This window comes from Butyricicoccus sp. AM27-36, from assembly GCF_003480945.1.
In the GTDB taxonomy this organism is placed as follows: Bacteria; Bacillota; Clostridia; order Oscillospirales; family Butyricicoccaceae; genus Agathobaculum; species Agathobaculum butyriciproducens.
Map to the genome: position 1 here is coordinate 228,372 of NZ_QUJR01000005.1, position 19,368 is coordinate 247,739.

At 53.1% G+C, this 19,368-nt stretch carries 23 protein-coding genes; 17 read left to right on the plus strand and 6 right to left on the minus strand.

Annotation, left to right across the window (positions count from 1 at the left end; translation table 11 throughout):
* The 9 genes from DW724_RS15815 to DW724_RS09005 all read left to right on the plus strand — a co-directional run.
* A partial coding sequence (locus tag DW724_RS15815; RefSeq protein ID WP_442861274.1) for a hypothetical protein occupies positions 1-343 on the plus strand: 343 nt, incomplete at its 5' end.
* Positions 340-498 (plus strand): hypothetical protein, encoded by a 159-nt coding sequence (locus tag DW724_RS15605; protein ID WP_158580248.1) that lies wholly within the window; start codon positions 340-342, stop codon positions 496-498. The genes DW724_RS15815 and DW724_RS15605, both read left to right, overlap by 4 nt.
* Positions 495-2,384, plus strand: coding sequence for a C40 family peptidase (locus tag DW724_RS08975; protein WP_243105715.1), 1,890 nt, complete (start codon positions 495-497; stop codon positions 2,382-2,384). The genes DW724_RS15605 and DW724_RS08975 overlap by 4 nt, the downstream gene beginning before the upstream one ends.
* Before the next feature lie 15 nt (positions 2,385-2,399).
* On the plus strand, positions 2,400-3,140 hold the full coding sequence (locus tag DW724_RS08980; protein WP_059004493.1) for a phosphoadenosine phosphosulfate reductase family protein: 741 nt from the start codon (positions 2,400-2,402) through the stop codon (positions 3,138-3,140).
* Complete coding sequence (locus DW724_RS08985) at positions 3,127-3,417, plus strand: DUF4315 family protein (protein WP_118761236.1); 291 nt, start codon at positions 3,127-3,129, stop codon at positions 3,415-3,417. The genes DW724_RS08980 and DW724_RS08985 overlap by 14 nt, the downstream gene beginning before the upstream one ends.
* Positions 3,407-4,138 (plus strand): DUF4366 domain-containing protein, encoded by a 732-nt coding sequence (locus DW724_RS08990; RefSeq protein WP_118761237.1) that lies wholly within the window; start codon positions 3,407-3,409, stop codon positions 4,136-4,138. The genes DW724_RS08985 and DW724_RS08990 overlap by 11 nt, the downstream gene beginning before the upstream one ends.
* Entirely contained in the window at positions 4,135-6,237 is a 2,103-nt protein-coding gene (locus DW724_RS08995; protein WP_118761238.1) for a DNA topoisomerase 3, read from the plus strand. Before DW724_RS08990 ends, DW724_RS08995 begins: the two co-directional genes overlap by 4 nt.
* The gene (locus DW724_RS09000) at positions 6,224-6,760 is read left to right on the plus strand and encodes a hypothetical protein (RefSeq protein ID WP_202183520.1); all 537 of its coding nucleotides are present in this window, start codon (positions 6,224-6,226) and stop codon (positions 6,758-6,760) included. The genes DW724_RS08995 and DW724_RS09000 overlap by 14 nt, the downstream gene beginning before the upstream one ends.
* A gap of 12 nt (positions 6,761-6,772) precedes the next feature.
* On the plus strand, positions 6,773-8,632 hold the full coding sequence (locus DW724_RS09005) for an antirestriction protein ArdA (protein ID WP_117515664.1): 1,860 nt from the start codon (positions 6,773-6,775) through the stop codon (positions 8,630-8,632).
* Between the two features lie 380 nt (positions 8,633-9,012).
* Here the strand turns inward: DW724_RS09005 and DW724_RS09010 are convergent, their stop codons facing one another.
* Positions 9,013-9,243, minus strand: coding sequence for a helix-turn-helix domain-containing protein (locus tag DW724_RS09010; RefSeq protein WP_059004488.1), 231 nt, complete (start codon positions 9,241-9,243; stop codon positions 9,013-9,015).
* 157 nt (positions 9,244-9,400) lie between these two features.
* Here DW724_RS09010 and DW724_RS09015 point away from each other — a divergent pair, with 157 nt between their 5' ends.
* Positions 9,401-9,886, plus strand: coding sequence for a hypothetical protein (locus DW724_RS09015; RefSeq protein ID WP_166462244.1), 486 nt, complete (start codon positions 9,401-9,403; stop codon positions 9,884-9,886).
* A gap of 196 nt (positions 9,887-10,082) precedes the next feature.
* On the opposite strand, the gene DW724_RS09020 is transcribed toward DW724_RS09015, so the two are convergent.
* The 4 genes from DW724_RS09020 to DW724_RS09035 form a co-directional block, all read right to left on the minus strand.
* Entirely contained in the window at positions 10,083-10,436 is a 354-nt protein-coding gene (locus tag DW724_RS09020) for a DUF6050 family protein (RefSeq protein WP_117515666.1), read from the minus strand.
* A gap of 92 nt (positions 10,437-10,528) precedes the next feature.
* Positions 10,529-11,878 (minus strand): relaxase/mobilization nuclease domain-containing protein, encoded by a 1,350-nt coding sequence (locus DW724_RS09025; RefSeq protein WP_117515668.1) that lies wholly within the window; start codon positions 11,876-11,878, stop codon positions 10,529-10,531.
* Complete coding sequence (locus DW724_RS09030; protein WP_117515670.1) at positions 11,839-12,168, minus strand: plasmid mobilization protein; 330 nt, start codon at positions 12,166-12,168, stop codon at positions 11,839-11,841. Before DW724_RS09030 ends, DW724_RS09025 begins: the two co-directional genes overlap by 40 nt.
* 240 nt (positions 12,169-12,408) lie before the next feature.
* Positions 12,409-12,765: a helix-turn-helix transcriptional regulator gene (locus DW724_RS09035; RefSeq protein ID WP_002584957.1), complete on the minus strand. Its 357-nt coding sequence runs from the start codon at positions 12,763-12,765 to the stop codon at positions 12,409-12,411.
* Between the two features lie 398 nt (positions 12,766-13,163).
* Between DW724_RS09035 and DW724_RS09040 the strand changes: the two genes are divergently transcribed.
* The 7 genes from DW724_RS09040 (at position 13,164) to DW724_RS09075 (ending at position 18,301) form a co-directional block, all read left to right on the plus strand.
* The gene (locus DW724_RS09040) at positions 13,164-13,349 is read left to right on the plus strand and encodes a cysteine-rich KTR domain-containing protein (RefSeq protein WP_003431289.1); all 186 of its coding nucleotides are present in this window, start codon (positions 13,164-13,166) and stop codon (positions 13,347-13,349) included.
* Between the two features lie 16 nt (positions 13,350-13,365).
* Positions 13,366-14,349, plus strand: coding sequence for a 23S rRNA (adenine(2503)-C(2))-methyltransferase RlmN (gene rlmN / locus DW724_RS09045; RefSeq protein ID WP_002584956.1), 984 nt, complete (start codon positions 13,366-13,368; stop codon positions 14,347-14,349).
* A gap of 473 nt (positions 14,350-14,822) precedes the next feature.
* Positions 14,823-15,260: a sigma-70 family RNA polymerase sigma factor gene (locus DW724_RS09050; protein WP_118359292.1), complete on the plus strand. Its 438-nt coding sequence runs from the start codon at positions 14,823-14,825 to the stop codon at positions 15,258-15,260.
* Positions 15,244-15,486: a helix-turn-helix domain-containing protein gene (locus tag DW724_RS09055; protein ID WP_003431293.1), complete on the plus strand. Its 243-nt coding sequence runs from the start codon at positions 15,244-15,246 to the stop codon at positions 15,484-15,486. The genes DW724_RS09050 and DW724_RS09055 overlap by 17 nt, the downstream gene beginning before the upstream one ends.
* Before the next feature lie 463 nt (positions 15,487-15,949).
* The gene (locus tag DW724_RS09065) at positions 15,950-16,123 is read left to right on the plus strand and encodes a transposon-encoded TnpW family protein (RefSeq protein ID WP_158565266.1); all 174 of its coding nucleotides are present in this window, start codon (positions 15,950-15,952) and stop codon (positions 16,121-16,123) included.
* A 91-nt stretch (positions 16,124-16,214) separates the two neighbouring features.
* Positions 16,215-17,897: a recombinase family protein gene (locus DW724_RS09070; RefSeq protein ID WP_199720393.1), complete on the plus strand. Its 1,683-nt coding sequence runs from the start codon at positions 16,215-16,217 to the stop codon at positions 17,895-17,897.
* A 140-nt stretch (positions 17,898-18,037) separates the two neighbouring features.
* Complete coding sequence (locus DW724_RS09075; RefSeq protein ID WP_118761239.1) at positions 18,038-18,301, plus strand: DUF1653 domain-containing protein; 264 nt, start codon at positions 18,038-18,040, stop codon at positions 18,299-18,301.
* Between the two features lie 92 nt (positions 18,302-18,393).
* On the opposite strand, the gene DW724_RS09080 is transcribed toward DW724_RS09075, so the two are convergent.
* Positions 18,394-18,651 (minus strand): ssDNA-binding protein, encoded by a 258-nt coding sequence (locus tag DW724_RS09080; protein ID WP_118761240.1) that lies wholly within the window; start codon positions 18,649-18,651, stop codon positions 18,394-18,396.
* Positions 18,652-19,368 lie beyond the last annotated feature (717 nt).

Genomic DNA, 19,368 nt, shown 5'->3' on the forward strand with positions numbered 1-19,368 from the left:
ATCCACGGGGCGGGATGCTGCCAGCCTGGATGTGTTCCTGTCGGACAATGGGATATTCCGCAAGCGGAACAAGGACGGGTCGATCTGGAGCCTGTCCCTGTCGGCGGCGGTGTTCTATCTGACCCCGGCAGCATCGGAGGGCTACCGTTCCACCCTGAAACCGGCGGCCTTCCGGGACAAATCCCCGTCCTCCAACCTGTCGGCTCAGGTGATCCGGCAGGAGCAGCCCCTTTCCGAGAAAGCGGCGCTGAACCCGGACTGGGTGGAATGGCTCATGGGATTCCCCCCGAAATGGACGGACGCATCCTTTGGCGTGCCGAGCCCGAAGGAGTCCCCCGCATGACCGAGGACACGGACAACCGGGCGCTGCGGCTGAAAACCCTGGGGAACGCGGTCTGCCCGCCCCAGGCCTATCCCATTTTCCAGTACATCGCCATGATCGAAACCGGGGCGTGTGCCGACATCTGCCCCTATGGAACAGGAGGTGACGCACCTTGAAAGAATGGAAAGCCCCCGAAAAGGAGGCGCAGAAGATGACCCGTGACGGGGCAGTATCCGTCAATCTGGTTACGGGCGAGACGACCTATCCCTCTGACCGGACGCCGGAGCAGGACCATTCCGCCTCCGGCGACACGGCGGGTGCCGCTGGGAAAGTAGTGGATCGTGTGGAACTGCACCGGGAACAGGCAGCAGCCAAGAAGAAGCGCCGGAAACAGCGCAGAACCTATCGGGAGGGCGAGGCGGCAGCGGGCCGTCCATCCTCCCGATTGCAGTTTTCCGAGGCGGACCAGGCCAAGCCGGAGCTGCAAGGGGCCATCCGCAAGTCGGACAAGGCGGCGGACCGGCTGGACGCGGCAAAGACCGCTGTTCCATCCAAACTGCCATCCCCCCAACATGCCAATCCGCTGTCCCGCCCCATCCAGGAGGCAGGCGCAGCCATCCACGGCAAGGTCCGAGAGGTGGAGCAGGAAAATTCCGGCGTCCAGTCGGGCCACCTGGGGGAACGTAGCTTTGAGAAGGCTGTGGGCTACGGAAACCGCCGTGTCCAGAACTGGCGGGCGGAACGCAAGCTGAAACCCTGGCGGGACGCGGCAAAGGCGGAGCAGGCGGCGGTCAAGGCCAATGCGGATTTCTACTATCGGAAAGCCGTGGCGGAGAACCCCCAGCTTGCATCCAATCCCATCTCCCGCCTGTGGCAGAAACGGAAGCTGCAAAAGCAATATGCGGCGGCATACCGGGCGGCGGGCAAGACTGCCCAAGCCGGAAAAACAGCGGAGGCCACGGCAAAGGCGGCCAGGAAAACCGCCCAGGAGTCCAAGCGCACCGCCCTTTTCCTGAAACAGCATTGGAAGGGCGCGCTAATCGTGGGCGGCATCGGCCTTCTGCTGGTGATGCTGCTGGGCTCCCTGCAATCCTGTTCCTCCATGTTCGGCGGCGGGGTGTCCAATATCATGGCATCTTCCTATCTGTCCGAGGATGCCGACATGCTGGCGGCGGAAGAAGCCTACTGCGCCAAAGAGGATGAATTGCGGGAATACCTGGATACCTACGAGGCCACCCACGACTATGACGAGTATCACTTCGACCTGGATGAAATTGAGCACGACCCCTATGTGCTGGTTTCCATTCTGTCGGTTCTCCATGATGGGGTATTCACCATCGACCAGGTACAGGACGACCTTCAAACCCTCTTTGACAAGCAATATATCCTCACCGAAACCGTGACCACGGAGACCCGCTATCGGACAGAGACACGGACGGACAGCGAGGGCAATGAGTATGAGGTGGAAGTTCCGTACACCTGGTATATCTGTACCGTCACGCTGGAAAACTTCGACCTCTCCCATGTGCCGGTCTACATGATGGGCGAGGAACAGCTTTCGCTCTACGCCACTTATATGTCCACTCTGGGCAACCGCCCCGATCTGTTCCCGTCCTCCGGGTATGTGAACAAGTACATTGAGAACCCGCCCACCGCCTGGGAGATTCCCGCTGAATATCTGACGGACGAGCGGTTCAACACCCTTATCACCGAGGCAGAGAAGTATTTAGGGTATCCCTATGTATGGGGCGGCAGCAGCCCCAGCACCTCTTTTGATTGCAGCGGCTTCGTCAGCTATGTGTTGACCAACAGCGGCCTGTGCAATACCGGGCGGCTGGGCGCTCAGGGGCTCTACAACATTTCCACCCCAGTATCCGACCCCCAGCCCGGCGATCTGGTGTTCTTCGTGGGGACCTACGATACAACCGGCGTATCTCATGTAGGCATCTATGTGGGCGACGGGATGATGCTGCACTGCGGCGACCCCATCCAGTATTCCAACTTGAACACAAGTTACTGGCAATCCCATTTCTACGCATACGGCAGACCGCCGTACAACTGATGGAGGTGATGAAGCATCAATATGGTTTCCTATGGGGGCGGCGCCAACAGTACCGCCCTTTTGATCGGGCTGCACCAGCATCGTATCCCGGTGGACCTGATCCTCTTTGCGGATACGGGGGCGGAGCACCCCCACACCTACGCCTATCTGGATGTGATGGATGACTGGCTGAAGGACCACGGGATGCCGCCTATTACCAGAGTGTATAAGACCACCCGTGACGGGAAACGGCTGACGCTGGAGGATGAATGTCTGCAAAGTTGCAGCCTACCGTCCATTGCCTACGGCTTCAAGCGGTGTTCCCTGAAACACAAGATCGGGCCGCAGGAAAAGTTCTGCAACCATTACCCGCCGTGTCAAAAGGCGTGGGCGGCGGGCAAACGGGTGGTCAAGTTCATCGGCTACGACGCGGGCGAGGGCTACCGCAGCGACAAGGTGCTGCTGGGAGACCTGGCCGACCGAAAATACAGCAAGTGGTATCCCCTGATGGAATGGGGATGGACGCGGGACGATTGCATCCGGCAGATCGAGGCGGCAGGGCTGCCCCAGCCGGGAAAATCGTCCTGTTTTTTCTGTCCCAGCATGAAACCCGACGAGATCACCGCCCTGCGGGAGCAGCATCCCGATTTGTTCCGCCGCGCCCTGGCGCTGGAGGACAACGCCCGGAAAAACCTGAAAACGGTCAAGGGCCTGGGGCGGAACTATTCCTGGAGAGAACGATTTGGAAAGGAGTTTTGCACACATGGCAACGGTTGAGAAGATTCGCAAAGACATCGAAAAGACGAAGGAGAAGATCTCCGCCCAGCAGAAGCGACTTCGGGAGCTGGAGGCGCAGCTCACCGAGGAAGAAAACCTGGAGATCGTCCGCATGGTCAAGGCGGTGCGCATGGACAACAAGGAGCTGACCGCCTTCCTGAAGGCCTACGCCAGCGGCCTTATCACCCTGCCCAACGGGATGATGGAGGCGGAGGCGGCGCCGGACCCCGATGACGAGGATATGGAAGGAACGGAGGATGGCGAAAATGAAGCGTAACAGAGTTTTTCGCCTTTTGGCGTCCCTGACGGTGGTGGTCCTGTGCATGACCGCCTTCTCCGTCACCGCCTTTGCGGGCGGCGGAGATGGCGACTACTACACCGGGGAGCCCGCCGAGACGACCCCAGAACCCACCGAGGAACCTGCCACCGGGGGCATGGAGCCGGAGGGCCAGCCCCTTACCCCGGAGGGCAACGCCACGCTGGTGGACGATTATTACGGTGACAAGCAGCTTATCACCGTGACCACGAAAGCGGGCAACTATTTTTACATCCTGATCGACCGGGCCAACGAGGACAAGGAGACCTCCGTTCACTTCTTGAACCAGGTGGATGAAGCCGACCTGATGGCGCTGCTGGAGGACGGGCAGGCGGAGGAAAAGCCCGCTGCTTGTACCTGCGCCGAGAAATGCCAGGCCGGTGCGGTGAATACCACCTGTCCGGTCTGCGCGGTGAATATGAGCGAGTGCGCCGGGAAAGCGCCGGAGGTGGAGCCAGAGCCCGAACCGGAGCCGGAGAAGGAGTCTGGCAGCGGCGACGCCCTGGTGTTGATCCTGCTGCTGGCGGCCCTGGGCGGCGGCGGAGCTTTCGCCTACATCAAGTTCATCAAGCCCAAGCAGGGCGCAAAGGTCAGCGCCGACCCGGACGACTATGAGTTCGAGGACGAGGAATACGAAAACGAGGATGCTCCTGAACACGAAGAACAGGAGGACCAGAATTGAGCAAATTGGTGATCTGTGAAAAACCGAGTGTAGCAAAGAGTATCGCATCGGCCCTGGGTGTCACATCCAGGGCCAATGGCTATTTTGAAGGCGGCGGCTGGCTGATTTCCTGGTGCATTGGTCATCTGGTGGGACTGGCGGACGCGGCCGCCTACGATGACCGTTATAAGAAGTGGCGGTATGAGGACCTTCCCATCCTGCCCGCCCCCTTCCGCTATGTGGTGTCCGAGGAAAAGGCCACCCAGTTCCACATTCTCCGTTCCCTGATGGAACGCCCTGATGTGACGGAACTGGTCAACGCCTGCGACGCGGGGCGCGAGGGTGAGCTGATCTTCCGGCTGGTCTATGAGGCCGCCGGATGTTCCAAACCTTTCTCCCGCCTCTGGATTTCTTCGATGGAGGACGCGGCGATCCGGGAGGGCTTTGCCGATCTGCGTCCCGGCGCGGACTATGACCCGCTGTATCAATCGGCACTTTGCCGCCAAAAGGCGGACTGGCTTATTGGTATCAATGCCTCACGGCTCTTTTCGGTGTTGTATCATCGAACGTTAAATATTGGGCGGGTGCAGACGCCCACCCTGGCGATGCTGGCCGATCGGGACGGTAAGATCGTCCTGTTCCGCAAGGAGAAATACCATCATGTGCGGCTGACGCTGGAGGAGGCCGAGGCGGTCAGCGACCGCATTGTTTCCCCAGAGGACGCCCAGACCATCCGGGACGCCTGTGACGGGCAGCAAGCCGTGTGTGTATCCCTGGTGCGGGAGAAAAAGACGGAGAAGCCGCCCAAACTGTACGACCTGACCACCTTGCAGCGGGAGGCAAACCGGGTATTCGGCTACACGGCCAAGCAAACCCTGGACTACGCCCAATCGCTCTATGAAAAGAAGCTGCTGACCTATCCCCGCACGGACAGCCGGTATCTGACGGTTAACATGACGGAAACCGCCTCTGTGGTCCTGCATTTGGCGGCGCGGGTGCCGCCCTTCGACGCCTGCCCGGAGTTTTTCCCCGATGTTCTGGCGCTGGTGAACGACAAGGAGGTATCTGATCACCATGCCCTGATTCCCACCCTGGAACTGGAAAAGGCGGATGTGCCTGCGTTGCCTGTGGGCGAGCGAAATATCCTCCTGCTGGTCTGCTGCAAGCTGCTGTGTGCGGCGGCGGAGCCTTTCGTGTATGAGGCGATCACAGCCACCTTTGATTGCGGCGGGCACACCTTCACGGCAAAAGGAAAGCAGGTGCTTTCCCAGGGATGGCGGGCCATCCAGGAGGTGTTCCGTTCTTCCCTGAAGGAGAAGCCGGAGGATGAAGATGCCGGGGGCGTTCTTCCGGCCTTGATGGAGGGGCAGGTCTTTGAGCCGGTCTCCGCCTCCGTCACCGAGCACTTCACTTCGCCCCCCAAGCCCTACACCGAGGACACCCTTCTGTCGGCCATGGAGAATGCGGGCAAGGAAGATATGCCGGACGAGGCAGAACGCAAGGGCCTGGGCACCCCGGCAACCAGGGCAGCCATCATTGAAAAGCTGGTGTCCGGCGGGTTCGTGGAGCGCAAGGGCAAGAACCTGATCCCCACAAAGTCGGGCGTCAACCTGGTCACGGTGTTGCCGGAGCTGCTGACCTCTCCCAAGCTCACAGCGGATTGGGAGCAGCGGTTGAACGAGGTGGCAAAGGGCCAGGCGTCGCCGGAGGACTTCATGGACGGGATCAAGGCAATGGCGGCGGAGCTGGTGCGGAAATACTCCCACATTTCCGAGGATGGGCAAAAGCTGTTCCAGCCGGAGAAAGAGACGGTGGGCCTCTGCCCCCGCTGCGGCAAGCCGGTCTATGAGGGCAAGAAGAACTTTGCCTGTTCGGACCGTGCCTGTCAGTTTGTCATGTGGAAGAATGACCGTTTCTGGACCAGCCGCCGCAAGGAAATGACCCGGAAAATGGCGGCCGACCTTCTGAAAAAGGGCCGTGCCTCCGTCAAGGGGATGTGGTCGGAGAAGAAAGGTTCCACCTATGACGCCGTGGTGATCCTGGACGATACCGGCGGCAAATATGTCAATTTCAAGCTGGAGTTTCCTAAACGAAAGGATGGTGTGCATGGCAAAAAGTAAAGCCGAGGTCAACTTCATGGAGCATTTGAAGCCGCTGCTCCCCGCAGGGGGTGACGCAAGCGAACTGGAGGCAGCGGCCCAGGCGCTTGCCGGGCTTTCCCCGGAGGACCGTGACCTCCTGGCTGCTGTCCAGGAGTCGCCTTATCGCCTGATCACCCTGGAGCAGTTCCGGGAGTTTCCCGCCAACACCGAGTATTTTGTCCTGGAGCCCAACATCTGCAAAGTGGAGGATGTGGGCTGGCGCTATCTGGCGCAGCATTTGGACGTCCTTCTGCCCCCGGAGCTGCTGGACGCCATTGATCCCGTTCCCTTCGGCAACCACGCCATGCAGGAGGAACGGGGGTGCTTCACCAGTAAAGGGTATCTCACCCTTTCCGGCGACGAGTGGGTGCATGAGCGCCCCAGGGAGAAACAGACGGAGAAAAAGCCCTCCATCAAAGAACGGCTGGAACAGAGCCGGAAGGAATGTGCCAATCAGAGCAAGGCGCAGCCCCATCGGGAAAAGTCTGCGCCGGAACTGTAAGGAGGTGTCGTTATGCCCCATTATGACTATGACAAAGATTATCCCTTTGCCGCTTTCATCACCAACCTGGGCAAATATAACGAGGGTGCCCTTGTGGGCGAATGGGTGAAGTTCCCCACCACGGCGGAGGAACTGAAAAAGGTCTTTGAGCGTATCGGGATCGGTGCGAAGGACGACTTCGGGCAGACCTATGAGGAATGGTTCATCACGGACTACGACTGCTATGTGGACGGCCTCTATGACCTGCTGGGTGAGTATGCAAACCTGGACGAGCTGAACTACCTGGCTTCCAAACTGGATGATATGAGCCAGGATGAATATGAGCGGTTTCAGGCGGCTATGGAGATCGGCGATCACACGGGCAGCATCCAGGAGCTTATCAACCTGACGGAAAACCTGGACTGTTACGATGTTTACCCCGACATCCATGACCACGATGATCTGGGCCGGTATTATATCGAGGAACTGGACGCCATGCAGGTGCCGGAGCATCTGCGCAATTACATCGACTATGAAGCCTACGGGCGGGACATCGCCCTGGAGGAAAGCGGCCAGTTCACCGACCTGGGCTATGTGCGGGATACCGGGGACAGCTTCCATGAGTATTACGATGGTGAGCGCGGTAGCATCCCGGAGGAATACCGAGTAATGACCTTCCAGGATGACATCCCCGAAGAAGAAATTTCGGAATGGGCCATGGACCTTGCCTACGATATGGACGAGTTTTTCCGGCAGAACGATCCGCAGTATGCCGCCGAGCACCCGGAGGAACACGCGGCAAAGGAAGAAATCTACGAAAACCTGATGGCCGGGCGCATCTCCGCCCTGGACGAGAAACTGGCCGCCCTGGGGCAGACCCAGGAGGACTATCTGCCTTCGGAGATCGAGAAGTTCAAGGACGCCACCGGCTATGAGGAATTTCTGGATGTGGACCCCCAGGCGATCCGGGAGGCCATTGAAAACCCGGATCAGTCCCATGTGGACGAGATGCTGTCCTTTGCGGAGCAGGCAAACCGGGAGTATGAAGCGGAGTTGTACGGGCAGCAAGCGGCGCCCACCCCGGATGACCGAGAGACCGGCGAGACGGTGCGGACTCCCAGGGGCACCTTCCATGTGACGGATATGAGCCGGGAACAGATGGAGGCGGCCGGATACGGTTTCCACCACGAGTCCGAGGACGGAAAGTATCTCATCATGGCCAACGGCAGCCGCGCCTTTGCCATCCCCAGCGGAGACGCACCCGAACATACCGCGCCGGAGAAGTTGACTGTCCTGGTGGTGGAGCCCATGAAGGAACCCTATGTGAAGGAAATCGACCCCGGCCTCCATGCGCTGCAAGCGGAGGTGGGCGGCGACATTGCCGCCTCCTATCCCTTTGACGATCCGGTGGGGCTGGTGCTGAACGACGAGGGCAAGCTCATCGGTCTGGACCTGAACCGCTCTCTCCGGGACGAGCATGGGGAGATTTACGACATTGTGGCAGGCACCTTCTTGGTGGTGGGCCTGGGGCCGGAGAGTTTTGCGTCCCTGCCCCCGGACATGATCCAGAAATACACCGAGCAATTCAAGCGGCCGGAGCTGTTCGCCAGCATCAACGGGCAGATCGTATCCGTTCCCGTGGAGCCGGAAAACCCGCTGCGCACGGCGGAAATGACCCTGGAGGATGACTACGGCATGATCGACGGGATCATCAACAACGGCCGCCGTGGTGAGGAATTGGAGAAAGCCCAGACCGAGGCGCGCAGGACCACGCCGGAGAAAAAGCCTTCCATCCGGGAGCGACTGGAGGACGCAAAACGGGAGTGCGCGGAACGGAAAAGCCCGGACAAGCCTGCCCCGCAGAAGAAGCCCCCGGAGCTGGGCGACTTATGAGCCGGAGCAAGAAATGGCGTCTGGAATGGGCGTTCTTCCTGGGCGAGAACGGCAGACGCCAGTATAACAAGCTATGCAAGGGCTGTATCCATCCCTGCAAGCAGAGTTTCCGGGCGGTGGTGTTGTCCTGTCCGCACTATCTTTCCCTCCGTTCCAAAAAGTGCGGGAATTAGGGTTCAAAACAGTCAAAGAAACCGGCTGTGACGGCTTTTCCGTGTAGGGGCAGTATGATTTCCCATGTGGAGCGGCAGGGCGTTTCTGCATAGGAAAAACGCCGGATTTTCACCTTTTATCAAGCAAAATGGGAGCGTCAACATCGGATGCAGTTATCCGAGGTTGGCGCTCCCATTCTTTTTTTGTTCTGGCTGCGTCGCAGTCGATCAGTCATCCTCTAACAGCTTGGAGGGCGGGATTTTCAGCACTTGGGCGATCTTGAACAATGTTTCAAGAGATACGCCACGAACCGTACCTGTTCCTTCTACCTGACCAACGAAGTTGACACTTTTCCCGATCCTCTCCGCAAGGACCTCCTGTGTCATCCCCGCCTTTTTTCTGTAATATGCGATCTTCAAGCCCAAAGTGATATAGCGTTCTGGAAACTCCGTTTGCATAATATCACCTCCTGATATTATGCTACCAACAAAACAGGTAAATTATAATTGAGACCAATTAAAGAATTATTTACTTTAAGTCAATGTTTGTATATAATGAGAAGTGGATTGTTTACTTTGTTGGAGGGACTGGCTTGAAAATGGCGAAGATAGAACCGTGAACATATTTACTGTTAGTTTTTTTGGACACCGGATCATCCCGGAGTTTCGTGAGGCGGAGGATCGTGTGGAGGCGCTGGTTCATGCGCTGCTTTTGGAAAAGGAGTATGTGGAGTTCCTGGTCGGACGGGACGGAGATTTTGACCAGATCGTTTCCTCCGCTGTCAAACGCCAGCAGCGACTTGTTCGGGATGACAACAGTTCCTTGATTTGGATACTGCCATATCCCACGGCGGAGCTGCGCAACAATATGGAAAACTTTGAAACCTATTATGATGAAATCGAGATATGCGGCAGCGCGGCCAGCAGCCATCCAAAAGGCGCTTTTCAAATTCGCAACCGGCAGATGGTGAAGCGAAGCAATCTCGTTGTATTCTATGTGGACCATACAGGCGGCGGAGCTTATCAGACCATGCGCTATGCGCAGAAAGAAAAAAAGAATATACTAAATCTTGCTGGGGAAGGATACGGAGAAAAAGAATGAGCGCCATCATCTTTCGGTGATGGCGCTCATTTTCAGTAGCAGTAGTAGGCGCTGTGGGAATGTGTGTAAACGGTCAAAGGGGCGGCGCTGTGGGAAACAGTGTTTGCGGGCTGTGGGAAAGCTGACAGCTTTTCCATCAGGTCGTAAATATTTGTTTTCCATCGGTGGAGCGGCCGTTTTCCACATTTCCATAGTGCTATTCTGGAATATAGGAAGTCCCTCTTGTTATGAACAGTCGATAGATGGTCAAGGGAATATACCAGGTAGACACCAGCAGTCGCCAGACCAGGACGAAACCGCCGATCACTCCGCCAATAATAAAGTTCAGCAGAAACAACGGAAGGGCGGTTCCCAAAGAGCCGCCCGGCACGATCCAGGCAAACATCCGTGGGATGCCAAAAGGCAGACCGCAAAGGATGAACAGCCATACATAGTCGGTGACTCCATCTTTTGTGCAGACGGATTTGAAAATGCAGTACAGCAAAGCCGCCACCGCCACGGGCAGCACGCTCTTTTTGAAAAACTCTTTGATTACTTCGGATTTCGTCACAGTCAGCACCTCCATTCCTGGTTCCATTATATCAGCCGGATAACCATGCGCCCAGGGGTTTTGCAAAGACTGTCAAAAGCGCCCAATCCCCGTTACTCCAAGTCGTTGCTCCGCTGCCGCTGCTGTTCCTGTTCCTTCGGCCTTTCCAGCAGGGCGTCCACATTCTGGCGGAGGGTGTCATATTCCTTTTCCTCCCGTTGTATCTTCCGAAGTTCCGTTTGCAGGGCGGCCTTGCGGGCGGAGAGTCCTTCCAGTTCTGCTTTCACCTTATCGGAGGAAGGAAGTTTGGTGAGCCCGGCCTTTTTGATTTCCCTGGCGGCCGCCTCGAATAAGATAATCTCGCTCTCAAAGCCGCGCAGGAATTTTTCCTTGTCCTTTGATGCCTTGTATCGGTCATAGACAGGTTTCAGCTTGCGGTAGGTGTCGATCTGCTTTCCCAGGAGGGCAAGGTCGGCGATCCGCTGTTCCGTATCCCGCAGACTTTCCCTGGTACGGATGGAGGCGGCGGCAACGGCGTCACACCGTTCCACCAATTCCTCATAGCTGCCGATGCCGTGTTCGGTGAGAAAGTTCATGGTGGCGGCCGCCCGTTTCAGATTCTCGATGGTTGCCCACCGCTGGTATCCGGCACTCTGCTGGGCCTTGATATTGTTCTGAATGTCAATGAGCAGGCTGACCTTCCCGCTGCGCTGTTGGGGCTGTCTGGAGGGCCTGGGACCTCCGGCAATGCGGGAGACAACGGCTGCTTCCGTGTAATCGGCGCCCAGGGTTTTGAGCCGGGTGAACCTCTCCTGGTCCGGCGCCCTGGCGGAGATATACTTTCCCCGCTTGATTTCGTACCCTTCCCGCTGCAACCGGGCAAGCAAATCTTCCAGGCTGGAGGACACGGGGATCAGCCGGTCGATGGCGGCTTTCAGCTTTGCCTTGTAGCTGGTGCCGTTCTGTGCGGCCTGATGCTCAATGTAGCTCTTGCCCTTATCCCGGCCAGGGACGATGACGGACAAGCCGTGTTCTTTGCACAGCCGGTCGCTGGCCCGGCGTATCTCGTGATAGCTGCGCTTGTTGGAATGGTAGTGCTTGTGGTCGGTGAAGCTGACCGCATTGAAAATCAGGTGATTATGGACGTGATCCTTGTCAATGTGAGTGGTGAGGACAAATTCATATTTGCCGCCCAGGACCTCCCGTGCCAGTTCCATGCCGATCCGGTGGGCTTCCTCTGGCATGACCTCCCCAGGTTCAAAGGCTTGGATCAGGTGACGGCCCAGGTGTGTGCCCTTGTCGATGGAATGGCGGCGTGTCCATTCAAATTCAATGTCGGCGGTCTCGGCGGCGCAGCCGAAGGAGGACACCAACAGCTTCCCGTCCGTCTTGTCAGGATTGCAGATATAGTCAATCGCAGCTTTCAGCGTTGACTTAATAGGATGCGTCTTTGTAACTGCCATATCTGATCCAGCCTTTCCCGGATTTCCTCCATGTCGGCCTGATAGGTGGGGCCTCCGGCGTTGACCCGCTTGGCAATCTGATTGATGTTCCGGCCAATGGCGGACAGAAGTTTGTTCATCTCCTTAATGTCCCTGGTGTCCACCTGGATGATATATCCGTCAATCGCCATCTTCCGCAGGTAGGCGCCGATCCGCTTTGTCTGGAGCTGGGCCATCTTCTGTTCCATCAGTTCCTTTTCCTCGGCGGTCACATAGAACTTCACCTGGATATTTCGTTTTCGGTTTGCCATCGTGGTATCTCGCCTCTTTTCGTATCAGGGTTTGGGATGTTCCCAACAAGCATTTTTCGGGTTTAGGGAGAGGGTTCCCTAAAGCCAAAAATCGCAAGCGGGTACTCGTTTGCTGTGCTTGCTATCTACTCCATACCCCCACCGAAAGGCGGTATTTGTTGCGCGTTCCTTTGATTTTGGACGCAAAAAAAGATTGCAGCCGCCATGCGCTGCAATCTCCCGATTTCTCATATTGTGAGGTTAATCCTCTGCTTTTTCGACTTCCGTTATCTCCCTTGCTGTTGCGGTTACAATCCGTATGCCTTTATCGCTCATACCGTCCAGCAGCGCGTCAAGCTGCCGCCGCCCGGTGGATTTCTCCGCATTGCTGTTCGGGAAGAAAAATTGATCTACCGAAATATGATACCGGGTTACAAGGTCATAGAATACCTGTAAACTCGGCTGTTGTCCCTTGTTCTCGATATTCGCAAGGTAGCGCGGGGAAATATATAACTCGTCGCTTACCTTTTTGCGGCTCTCGCCGTATTCATTTCTCGCGGCTTTTATAGCTGCCCCGAAAGCCTTAAAGTCGTACAATGGTACGGGTCTTTTTGCCATTTTCATTCACCCTGTTACATTTTACAGTTCACCTTTCTTTTTGGATATGTCCACACAATTCATATCATTAGGTTAAATACTTCCTGTTGTGTATTGACAGTAGACTGATTTTCTGATAAAATAAAATTTATGTAAAAGGAGGCGGCGTTTATGTTGCATAGCATGCGTATTAGATAAGCATTGAAAAAAAGGATTTTCCCATTTTCAACATGGGCTTTTTTGTCATGCTTATTTTGCGGATGCTATACAAAAAACTAACGACGTATAGATATAGTATAGACATAGTGCAAGCTATGCCTTAGTTTTGTTGTACTGCTCTGTGCATTATAAATGCAGGTCAATGCTCATGTTGAGGATTGACCTGCATTTTTTTGTGTAAAAAGGACGAGTGAAATATAATGCTTAAAAAATATTGGATAAAATGTCCGATTTGTAACGGAAAGACGAGAGTTCAAGTATTTCATAATACTGTATTAAAAGATTTTCCTCTTTTCTGCCCTAAATGCAAATTGACGCATATCATTGATGTAGAAAAATTAGAGATTGTAATCAAAAATACAGAAAAACAAACTTTTATTATTTAGAAGAAAGGATATAAAAATGAAACGTTTACCTAAATATACGCCTGCGGAAGTACGGAATGATCCATACGGATTTACTTACAAAGAAATGTCGGAAGTTATTGGCGAGAATGAAGCAAAAGCCTTATATGAAGAATTATATAAGCAATTACCACGCAAAAAAAATCTATCAATGTTGGTAAAAAATATTTGCAAAAGCAGTGATACTGAAAAGTATGTTTACGAACTGAAAGACAACAAATACATTGAAACGGTTTTTATCAAGCGGCGAGATGGTGGAACTGTTTGCGTGAGCACACAAGTCGGTTGTCCTGTTGGTTGTATTTTTTGTGAGTCCGGGCGAAATGGCTTTGTTCGTAATCTAACATCGTCAGAAATCGTACAACAGATTATATTGTTGCGTCGAAAAGTAAACCGTATCGTTTTTATGGGTATGGGAGAGCCTTTATTCAATTATGACAACTTGATAAAAGCAATCCATATTCTCCGAGATAGATATGGGCTCAACTTTCCAACCGACGGCATTACCATATCAACAGTTGGTCCGGTCGATCAATTAAAAAAATTGCGCGAGGAACATCTTAAAATTCAGTTGACAATATCTTTACACGCAGCAACACAATCTGCAAGAAATCGTATTATTCCTCACATGCGCATATATGCTATTGAAGATGTTGTTAAGCAAGCCTTATCCTATTCTGAAAGGCATAATCGCAAAATTGTCTTTGCGTATTTGCTTTTACCGGGTATAAATGACCGGCCCTCAGATGTAAGACAACTTGCAAAATGGTTTCGGGGCAAAAAAGTTATGATTAACGTGTTACAATACAACCCAACAAGCAATTCAAGAATTAAAGCACCACAGAAACGGGAAATAGTTGCATTCAAACATCAATTAGAGCAAGCAGGACTTGAAGTTACTATGAGAGTTTCTCATGGCAGAGAGATTAACGCGGCTTGTGGACAGTTAGCTAACACATATAATAAATTCAAAAAAAAATGATTAAAAGTGCCAGACGCATAGACGCAGAGCCGATAACGCATTAGGTCAAAAAACCTATGTGTTATCGGCTTTTTTATTTAATATTGCGCAAAAGCCGCTGTTCCCTATTATAGAATGGATTGCGGGTAGTGTATTAAAGTCGCCCTTTTTTAAGGATACGGCGGTATCGGGGAGGTATCGCCGTGTCCATTTTTATTTACTGTAACCCGCCTAATGCTTTGCGGTCAAAAAAAGCTATGCTCCGCAAGCGGGATATTCCGGCTATGAGTATGAACTGTCAATACATCTAAATACTTCTTACATTTCCTTTGCGCTCGTCCGCGTCTTGCGGACGGGCGCATTTTGCTTTTTTCAACTTTTTTCTGAAAAACGCACTCAAGAGCCATCTCCCGAACGGGTACGGAGCGAAAGGGGCAGAGAGGACAAGCCCTTAACTCCCGTCCTCTACTCCACGCGGGAAGGAGGTGAACTCTATGGAGCTATCTTCTTCCGACAAGGAAAGAATACAACATCAGTACGACGCATTAGCAAAGAAAACTTTGGTTGGCGAAGCGAAAAGCCACCGCCGCACTCTTGCGAAACGCGCAGCACGCGAAGTACCTTTTTCGGATTTGAGCGAAAGCGAACTCGCGCAGCTTTTCACAACGGACGAATACGAAAGCGATTATTTCCGTTTTCAAGTGTCCGGCTTTGATGTACTCGTCAAAAATGAACTGCTTGCCGAAGCCCTTACCGCTTTGCCTGAAAGAAAACGCGATATTGTTCTCTTGTCCTACTTCTTGGATATGAGCGACACGGAAATTGGCGAACTGCTGAATGTTGTACGCACGACGGTTTTCCGGCATAGGAAATCCGCGCTTGCGAAGATCAAACAATATTTGGAGGGAAAAGCAGATGATGAACACCGTTAGGAAATCTGAAAATCTGTTGCCGTTCCCTGTCATTTCCGCAGCGGCAAACGGTGACACAAACGCCATGTGCGCGATCTTGAAGCATTATGAGGGTTACATAGCGAAACTTTGTACCCGAACGTTGAAAGACGACGCGGGCAATACTTACTCCTATGTGGACGAAGAAATGCGTAACAGGCTGCAAGTGCGCCTTATTACCCGCACTCTTGCGTTTCATGTAGGCTAACTCTTTAAGCCCATGCGGGGAGCGTATACCCCTTTCCACGCTTCCCGTTATGGGCTGTTTGTCGTTCCGTAAAAGCATATCGGAAACGGTATGTTTTTACAGGCTGACAAAGCCTTATTGTTCCTTGACAAAGAAAGCCTTCGGGCAGAATAAGGCAGACGGATACAATTTGTCTGTGTGGAGCCGGTCGGCCGGTGCGCCATGACCCTGTTGCAAGTCCGCAGGACGGGACCCCTACCAAACAGGTGAGCGACAAAACCAGGCCGCAAAACAGGTGTGGCAGCCTGTGGGCGAGGATACGCAGACAGGATAATGAGACTCCCGCGTTGAACGCCCTCAAAGCATTGCGCGGCGCACCCATCAGCATGGGCCGGGGTGAGATTCCCGTGGAGCTGCGGCCAGCAGCCGTCCGTTTTCTGCCTCTTTTATGGTTTTAATGAAATGGCATGAAAGGGGCCTTATTATGCAGAAAATTCAATCTGAAAATAAATATGCCCCGCCTATGCGGAGCAAAAAGAAGATCGGCAACACGACCTTTATCGTCAATTCTTTTTTCCCTCAAACGGGAAATCAGACGATAGCCTCCAAACTGGAGAACCTGATAAAAGCCGATGTTCAGAAACAAACTGTGACTTGAAAACCTCTTAACAGGCAGACAGGGAAAAGAAAGCGCGGTATAATGAAGTTGGACTTCAATATCGTGTTTGACTGCCAGATAGGAGGTATTTATGTATTATCAGTCAAACACCGCTGCCGCGCTTCAATTCCCTTACACGGCTATGAGCTCCGAAGAACTTACAGCTTTGTATTGTCGCTTATCCCGTGATGATGAATTGCAGGGTGACAGCAATAGCATTGTAAACCAGAAAAAAATCCTGGAAAAGTATGCCCGTGAGCATGGATACAGCAATTTCAAATTCTATGTTGATGATGGCATCTCAGGTACGACCTTCAACCGCCCAGGCTTTCAGCAGATGATTGCAGACATTGAGGCTGGCCTTGTCAAGAGGGTCATCATCAAGGATATGTCACGTTTCGGACGTGATTATCTGCAAGTCGGCATGTATACGGAAATCATGTTTCCCGAACATGATATTCACTTTATTGCGGTGAATGATGGTGTGGACAGCACTCAGGGTGACAACGAGTTTATGCCCTTCCGCAATATCATCAATGAATGGTACGCTAAAGACACCAGCAAAAAAATCCGTGCCGTTATGAAAGTGAAAGGCAATGCAGGAGAACATTTGACTGTTTTGCCTCCGTATGGATACATGAAATCGTCTGATGACAAAAAGCAATGGGTGAAGGATGAAGAAGCCGCCCAGGTAGTTTATGAAATTGGTCTCTATATCATGGATGGTTTGGGACCCTCGCAGATTGCAAGAAAACTGACGGAAAGAAAAATTCTTACTCCGGCTGCTTACTATGCGAGCAAGGGCAGAACAACCAATGTCACAAAGAAAGGTTCTCCTTACGCTTGGGATTCTTCTACGATTGCCGACATCATGGACCGCTGGCGTGAATACCTGGGGCACACAGTTAATTTCAAAACCCGTAAAAAATCCTACAAGAGTAAAAAGACCTTGCACAATCCAGAAAGCGAATGGAAGATTTTTGATAATACCCACGAAGCCATCTGGACGGAGGCGATTGCCGATGCAGCAAGGCTCGCAAGGCAGACGCGGCGCCGACCCACAAAGATGGGAGAAATGGGTATGTTCTCCGGCATGATGTTCTGTGCCGACTGCGGCTCCATTATGTACCAATGCAGGGCAACCAATTTCCGGCGCGATCAGGAATACTATCTGTGTTCCGGCTATCGGAAAAGCCGTGATGTATGTGGGCAGACACATTCTATCCGAACTGTTATCCTGGAAGAATTGGTTCTGCAAAATCTGCGCGAGATCGTTTCCTTCGCATCACAGCGCAAAGACGATTTTGTGAAGATGGTCATGGATGCGGATATGCGCCAACGTAACCAAGATTTGGCAAAACGGCAGAAAACATTGGCCGATGCCGAAAAGCGGATTGCAGAGCTGGACACCATTTTCAAGCGGCTCTACGAAGATACTATTTCGGGAAAACTTTCTGACGAGCGTTTTCAAAAGCTCTCTACCGATTACGAGAAAGAGCAGCATCAGCTTCAAGATGTAGCGGCTGCTCTCCGTGATGAAATCGAAGCAGAGGAACAAAAAAGCGCCAATGTGGAAAGGTTTCTCTCCGTTGTAGAACGGTATACGGAAATTCCTGAATTAACCCCATGTATCTTACATGAGTTTGTCGAGAAGATCGTTGTCCATGCCGCCAGCGATCCAAAGGGCAAGAACCGCACCCAGGAAATTGACATCTACTATAAGGGCATTGGAGCCCTGGAAGTATCGAAAGTTACTTCATCAAGGCAAGAATGAGAAAAACGGCATAGCCGAAGCTATACCGTTTCTCTCTTGCCCCACGATGTTTTCTTATCGGGAGGCACCTTTGTGGGTGTGCTCTTTTTCTTTGCCCTCCTCTCTGTTATAATAAAAACATAGGATTGGAGGAAATATGAATGGCTTCAAGAAAAATTCTGGTCGGTGAGAAATACCTGCACTTCAAAAACAAACTATATCAGGTACTCGCTATCGCCACGCACACGGAAACCGGCGAACCGCTGGTGATCTATCAGGCGCTCTACGGCGACTTCAAAATCTACGCGCGGCCGTATGATATGTTCGCCTCCGAGGTGGATCACGAGAAGTACCCTGATGTTACGCAGCGTTTCCGCTTTGCTCATGTAATCTTTGACGGAGATACGCCGAAGGCAACTGAATAAAAACAGTCCCTCCAAGAGCCGGCATAAAACCAGTTCTCGGAGAGGTTTCGCTTTACTCCTACATAGCCTCGGCAGGCTTCTTCACAAGGTCCTCACCGTACTGATACCGCGCCCAGACCGAAACCTACGCCGCGGTTGCCGGAAGCGTCATACGGGAAGAAGTTGACGGTCACGCGGGCATACATACCGGAGTAAACGTCGGTCGGCAGCAGGTCGGCATGGACGTTGGAAATATGCACGCACTGCGGCTTCTGCTTGTGACCCAGTGCCCCTTGCACTCCCAGGACGAACGGCTCACCGGACGGACGGGTTCCATCGCCGCCGTAGATGACCGGATAGCGTATCTGCAGACGGTTGCCCTTTTACAGGTTCTTGACGTCGTATCCCGCAGAGCGGTCAGCTGCTCGAGCTGCTCCTCCGTCCAGCAGAAGTAAAGACGCTTGCTCGGCTTGATGCCGCAGCTGTGCTTCTCGACTGCAGCCAGATTGGCTGCGAAGTTGTTGTTTTACATTGAATCTTCTTTCTTGTGCATTTTATCGTGCAATGCCAATACGCCGCTTGACGATGTCGGTCGCAGCGTAGACAAGATAGTACATCACGCGATGCTCGCCGGACGCTCTCGGTGCGCCGATTATGCGCTTGGCTTTGTGCTTGTCGGTAAAACTGTAGTTCTAATACGAAAAAAACAGAGCCTATTTTCTCCACGCATACTATTTTTTTGATTAAGAACCAAATTACCACTCAAAGACCGCACAATAAGAAATTTTTAACCATTCTAAAAACGATGCACTGCAAAATGCCCCAAGTGTTAATGGTTCCATTATCGTCTGATAATGTTCATCTGGTGTTAACTGGTGTTAAATACTTTGGTACACTTTCTGGTGCAAACACTCTACGGAAGATGGTTCAGTCAGCAACAACGAAGTCAATCACAAACGAACAAACCAAGACGGAAAGCCGTCCTTTGAAGTTACATTCAGAGGGCGGTTTTTGTTTACTCCTAAACAGGTCATACCAGCCTGTCACCAGCACTCGACCGGCAAGCTGCGGCGTGCAGCGCGTAAGCC

What these genes read in the sequence shown, in the direction of transcription:
- DW724_RS08985 (WP_118761236.1), top strand. Translation starts at nt 3,127, where the DNA reads ATGGCAACGGTTGAGAAGATTCGCAAAGACATCGAAAAGACGAAGGAG.
- DW724_RS09035 (WP_002584957.1), bottom strand. Translation starts at nt 12,765, where the DNA reads ATGGCAAAAAGACCCGTACCATTGTACGACTTTAAGGCTTTCGGGGCA.
- DW724_RS09070 (WP_199720393.1), top strand. Translation starts at nt 16,215, where the DNA reads ATGTATTATCAGTCAAACACCGCTGCCGCGCTTCAATTCCCTTACACG.
- DW724_RS09065 (WP_158565266.1), top strand. Translation starts at nt 15,950, where the DNA reads ATGCAGAAAATTCAATCTGAAAATAAATATGCCCCGCCTATGCGGAGC.
- DW724_RS09075 (WP_118761239.1), top strand. Translation starts at nt 18,038, where the DNA reads ATGGCTTCAAGAAAAATTCTGGTCGGTGAGAAATACCTGCACTTCAAA.
- DW724_RS09025 (WP_117515668.1), bottom strand. Translation starts at nt 11,878, where the DNA reads ATGGCAGTTACAAAGACGCATCCTATTAAGTCAACGCTGAAAGCTGCG.
- DW724_RS09000 (WP_202183520.1), top strand. Translation starts at nt 6,224, where the DNA reads ATGGCAAAAAGTAAAGCCGAGGTCAACTTCATGGAGCATTTGAAGCCG.
- DW724_RS09005 (WP_117515664.1), top strand. Translation starts at nt 6,773, where the DNA reads ATGCCCCATTATGACTATGACAAAGATTATCCCTTTGCCGCTTTCATC.
- DW724_RS08990 (WP_118761237.1), top strand. Translation starts at nt 3,407, where the DNA reads ATGAAGCGTAACAGAGTTTTTCGCCTTTTGGCGTCCCTGACGGTGGTG.
- DW724_RS09050 (WP_118359292.1), top strand. Translation starts at nt 14,823, where the DNA reads ATGGAGCTATCTTCTTCCGACAAGGAAAGAATACAACATCAGTACGAC.
- DW724_RS09040 (WP_003431289.1), top strand. Translation starts at nt 13,164, where the DNA reads ATGCTTAAAAAATATTGGATAAAATGTCCGATTTGTAACGGAAAGACG.
- rlmN (WP_002584956.1), top strand. Translation starts at nt 13,366, where the DNA reads ATGAAACGTTTACCTAAATATACGCCTGCGGAAGTACGGAATGATCCA.
- DW724_RS09030 (WP_117515670.1), bottom strand. Translation starts at nt 12,168, where the DNA reads ATGGCAAACCGAAAACGAAATATCCAGGTGAAGTTCTATGTGACCGCC.
- DW724_RS09010 (WP_059004488.1), bottom strand. Translation starts at nt 9,243, where the DNA reads ATGCAAACGGAGTTTCCAGAACGCTATATCACTTTGGGCTTGAAGATC.
- DW724_RS09055 (WP_003431293.1), top strand. Translation starts at nt 15,244, where the DNA reads ATGATGAACACCGTTAGGAAATCTGAAAATCTGTTGCCGTTCCCTGTC.
- DW724_RS15605 (WP_158580248.1), top strand. Translation starts at nt 340, where the DNA reads ATGACCGAGGACACGGACAACCGGGCGCTGCGGCTGAAAACCCTGGGG.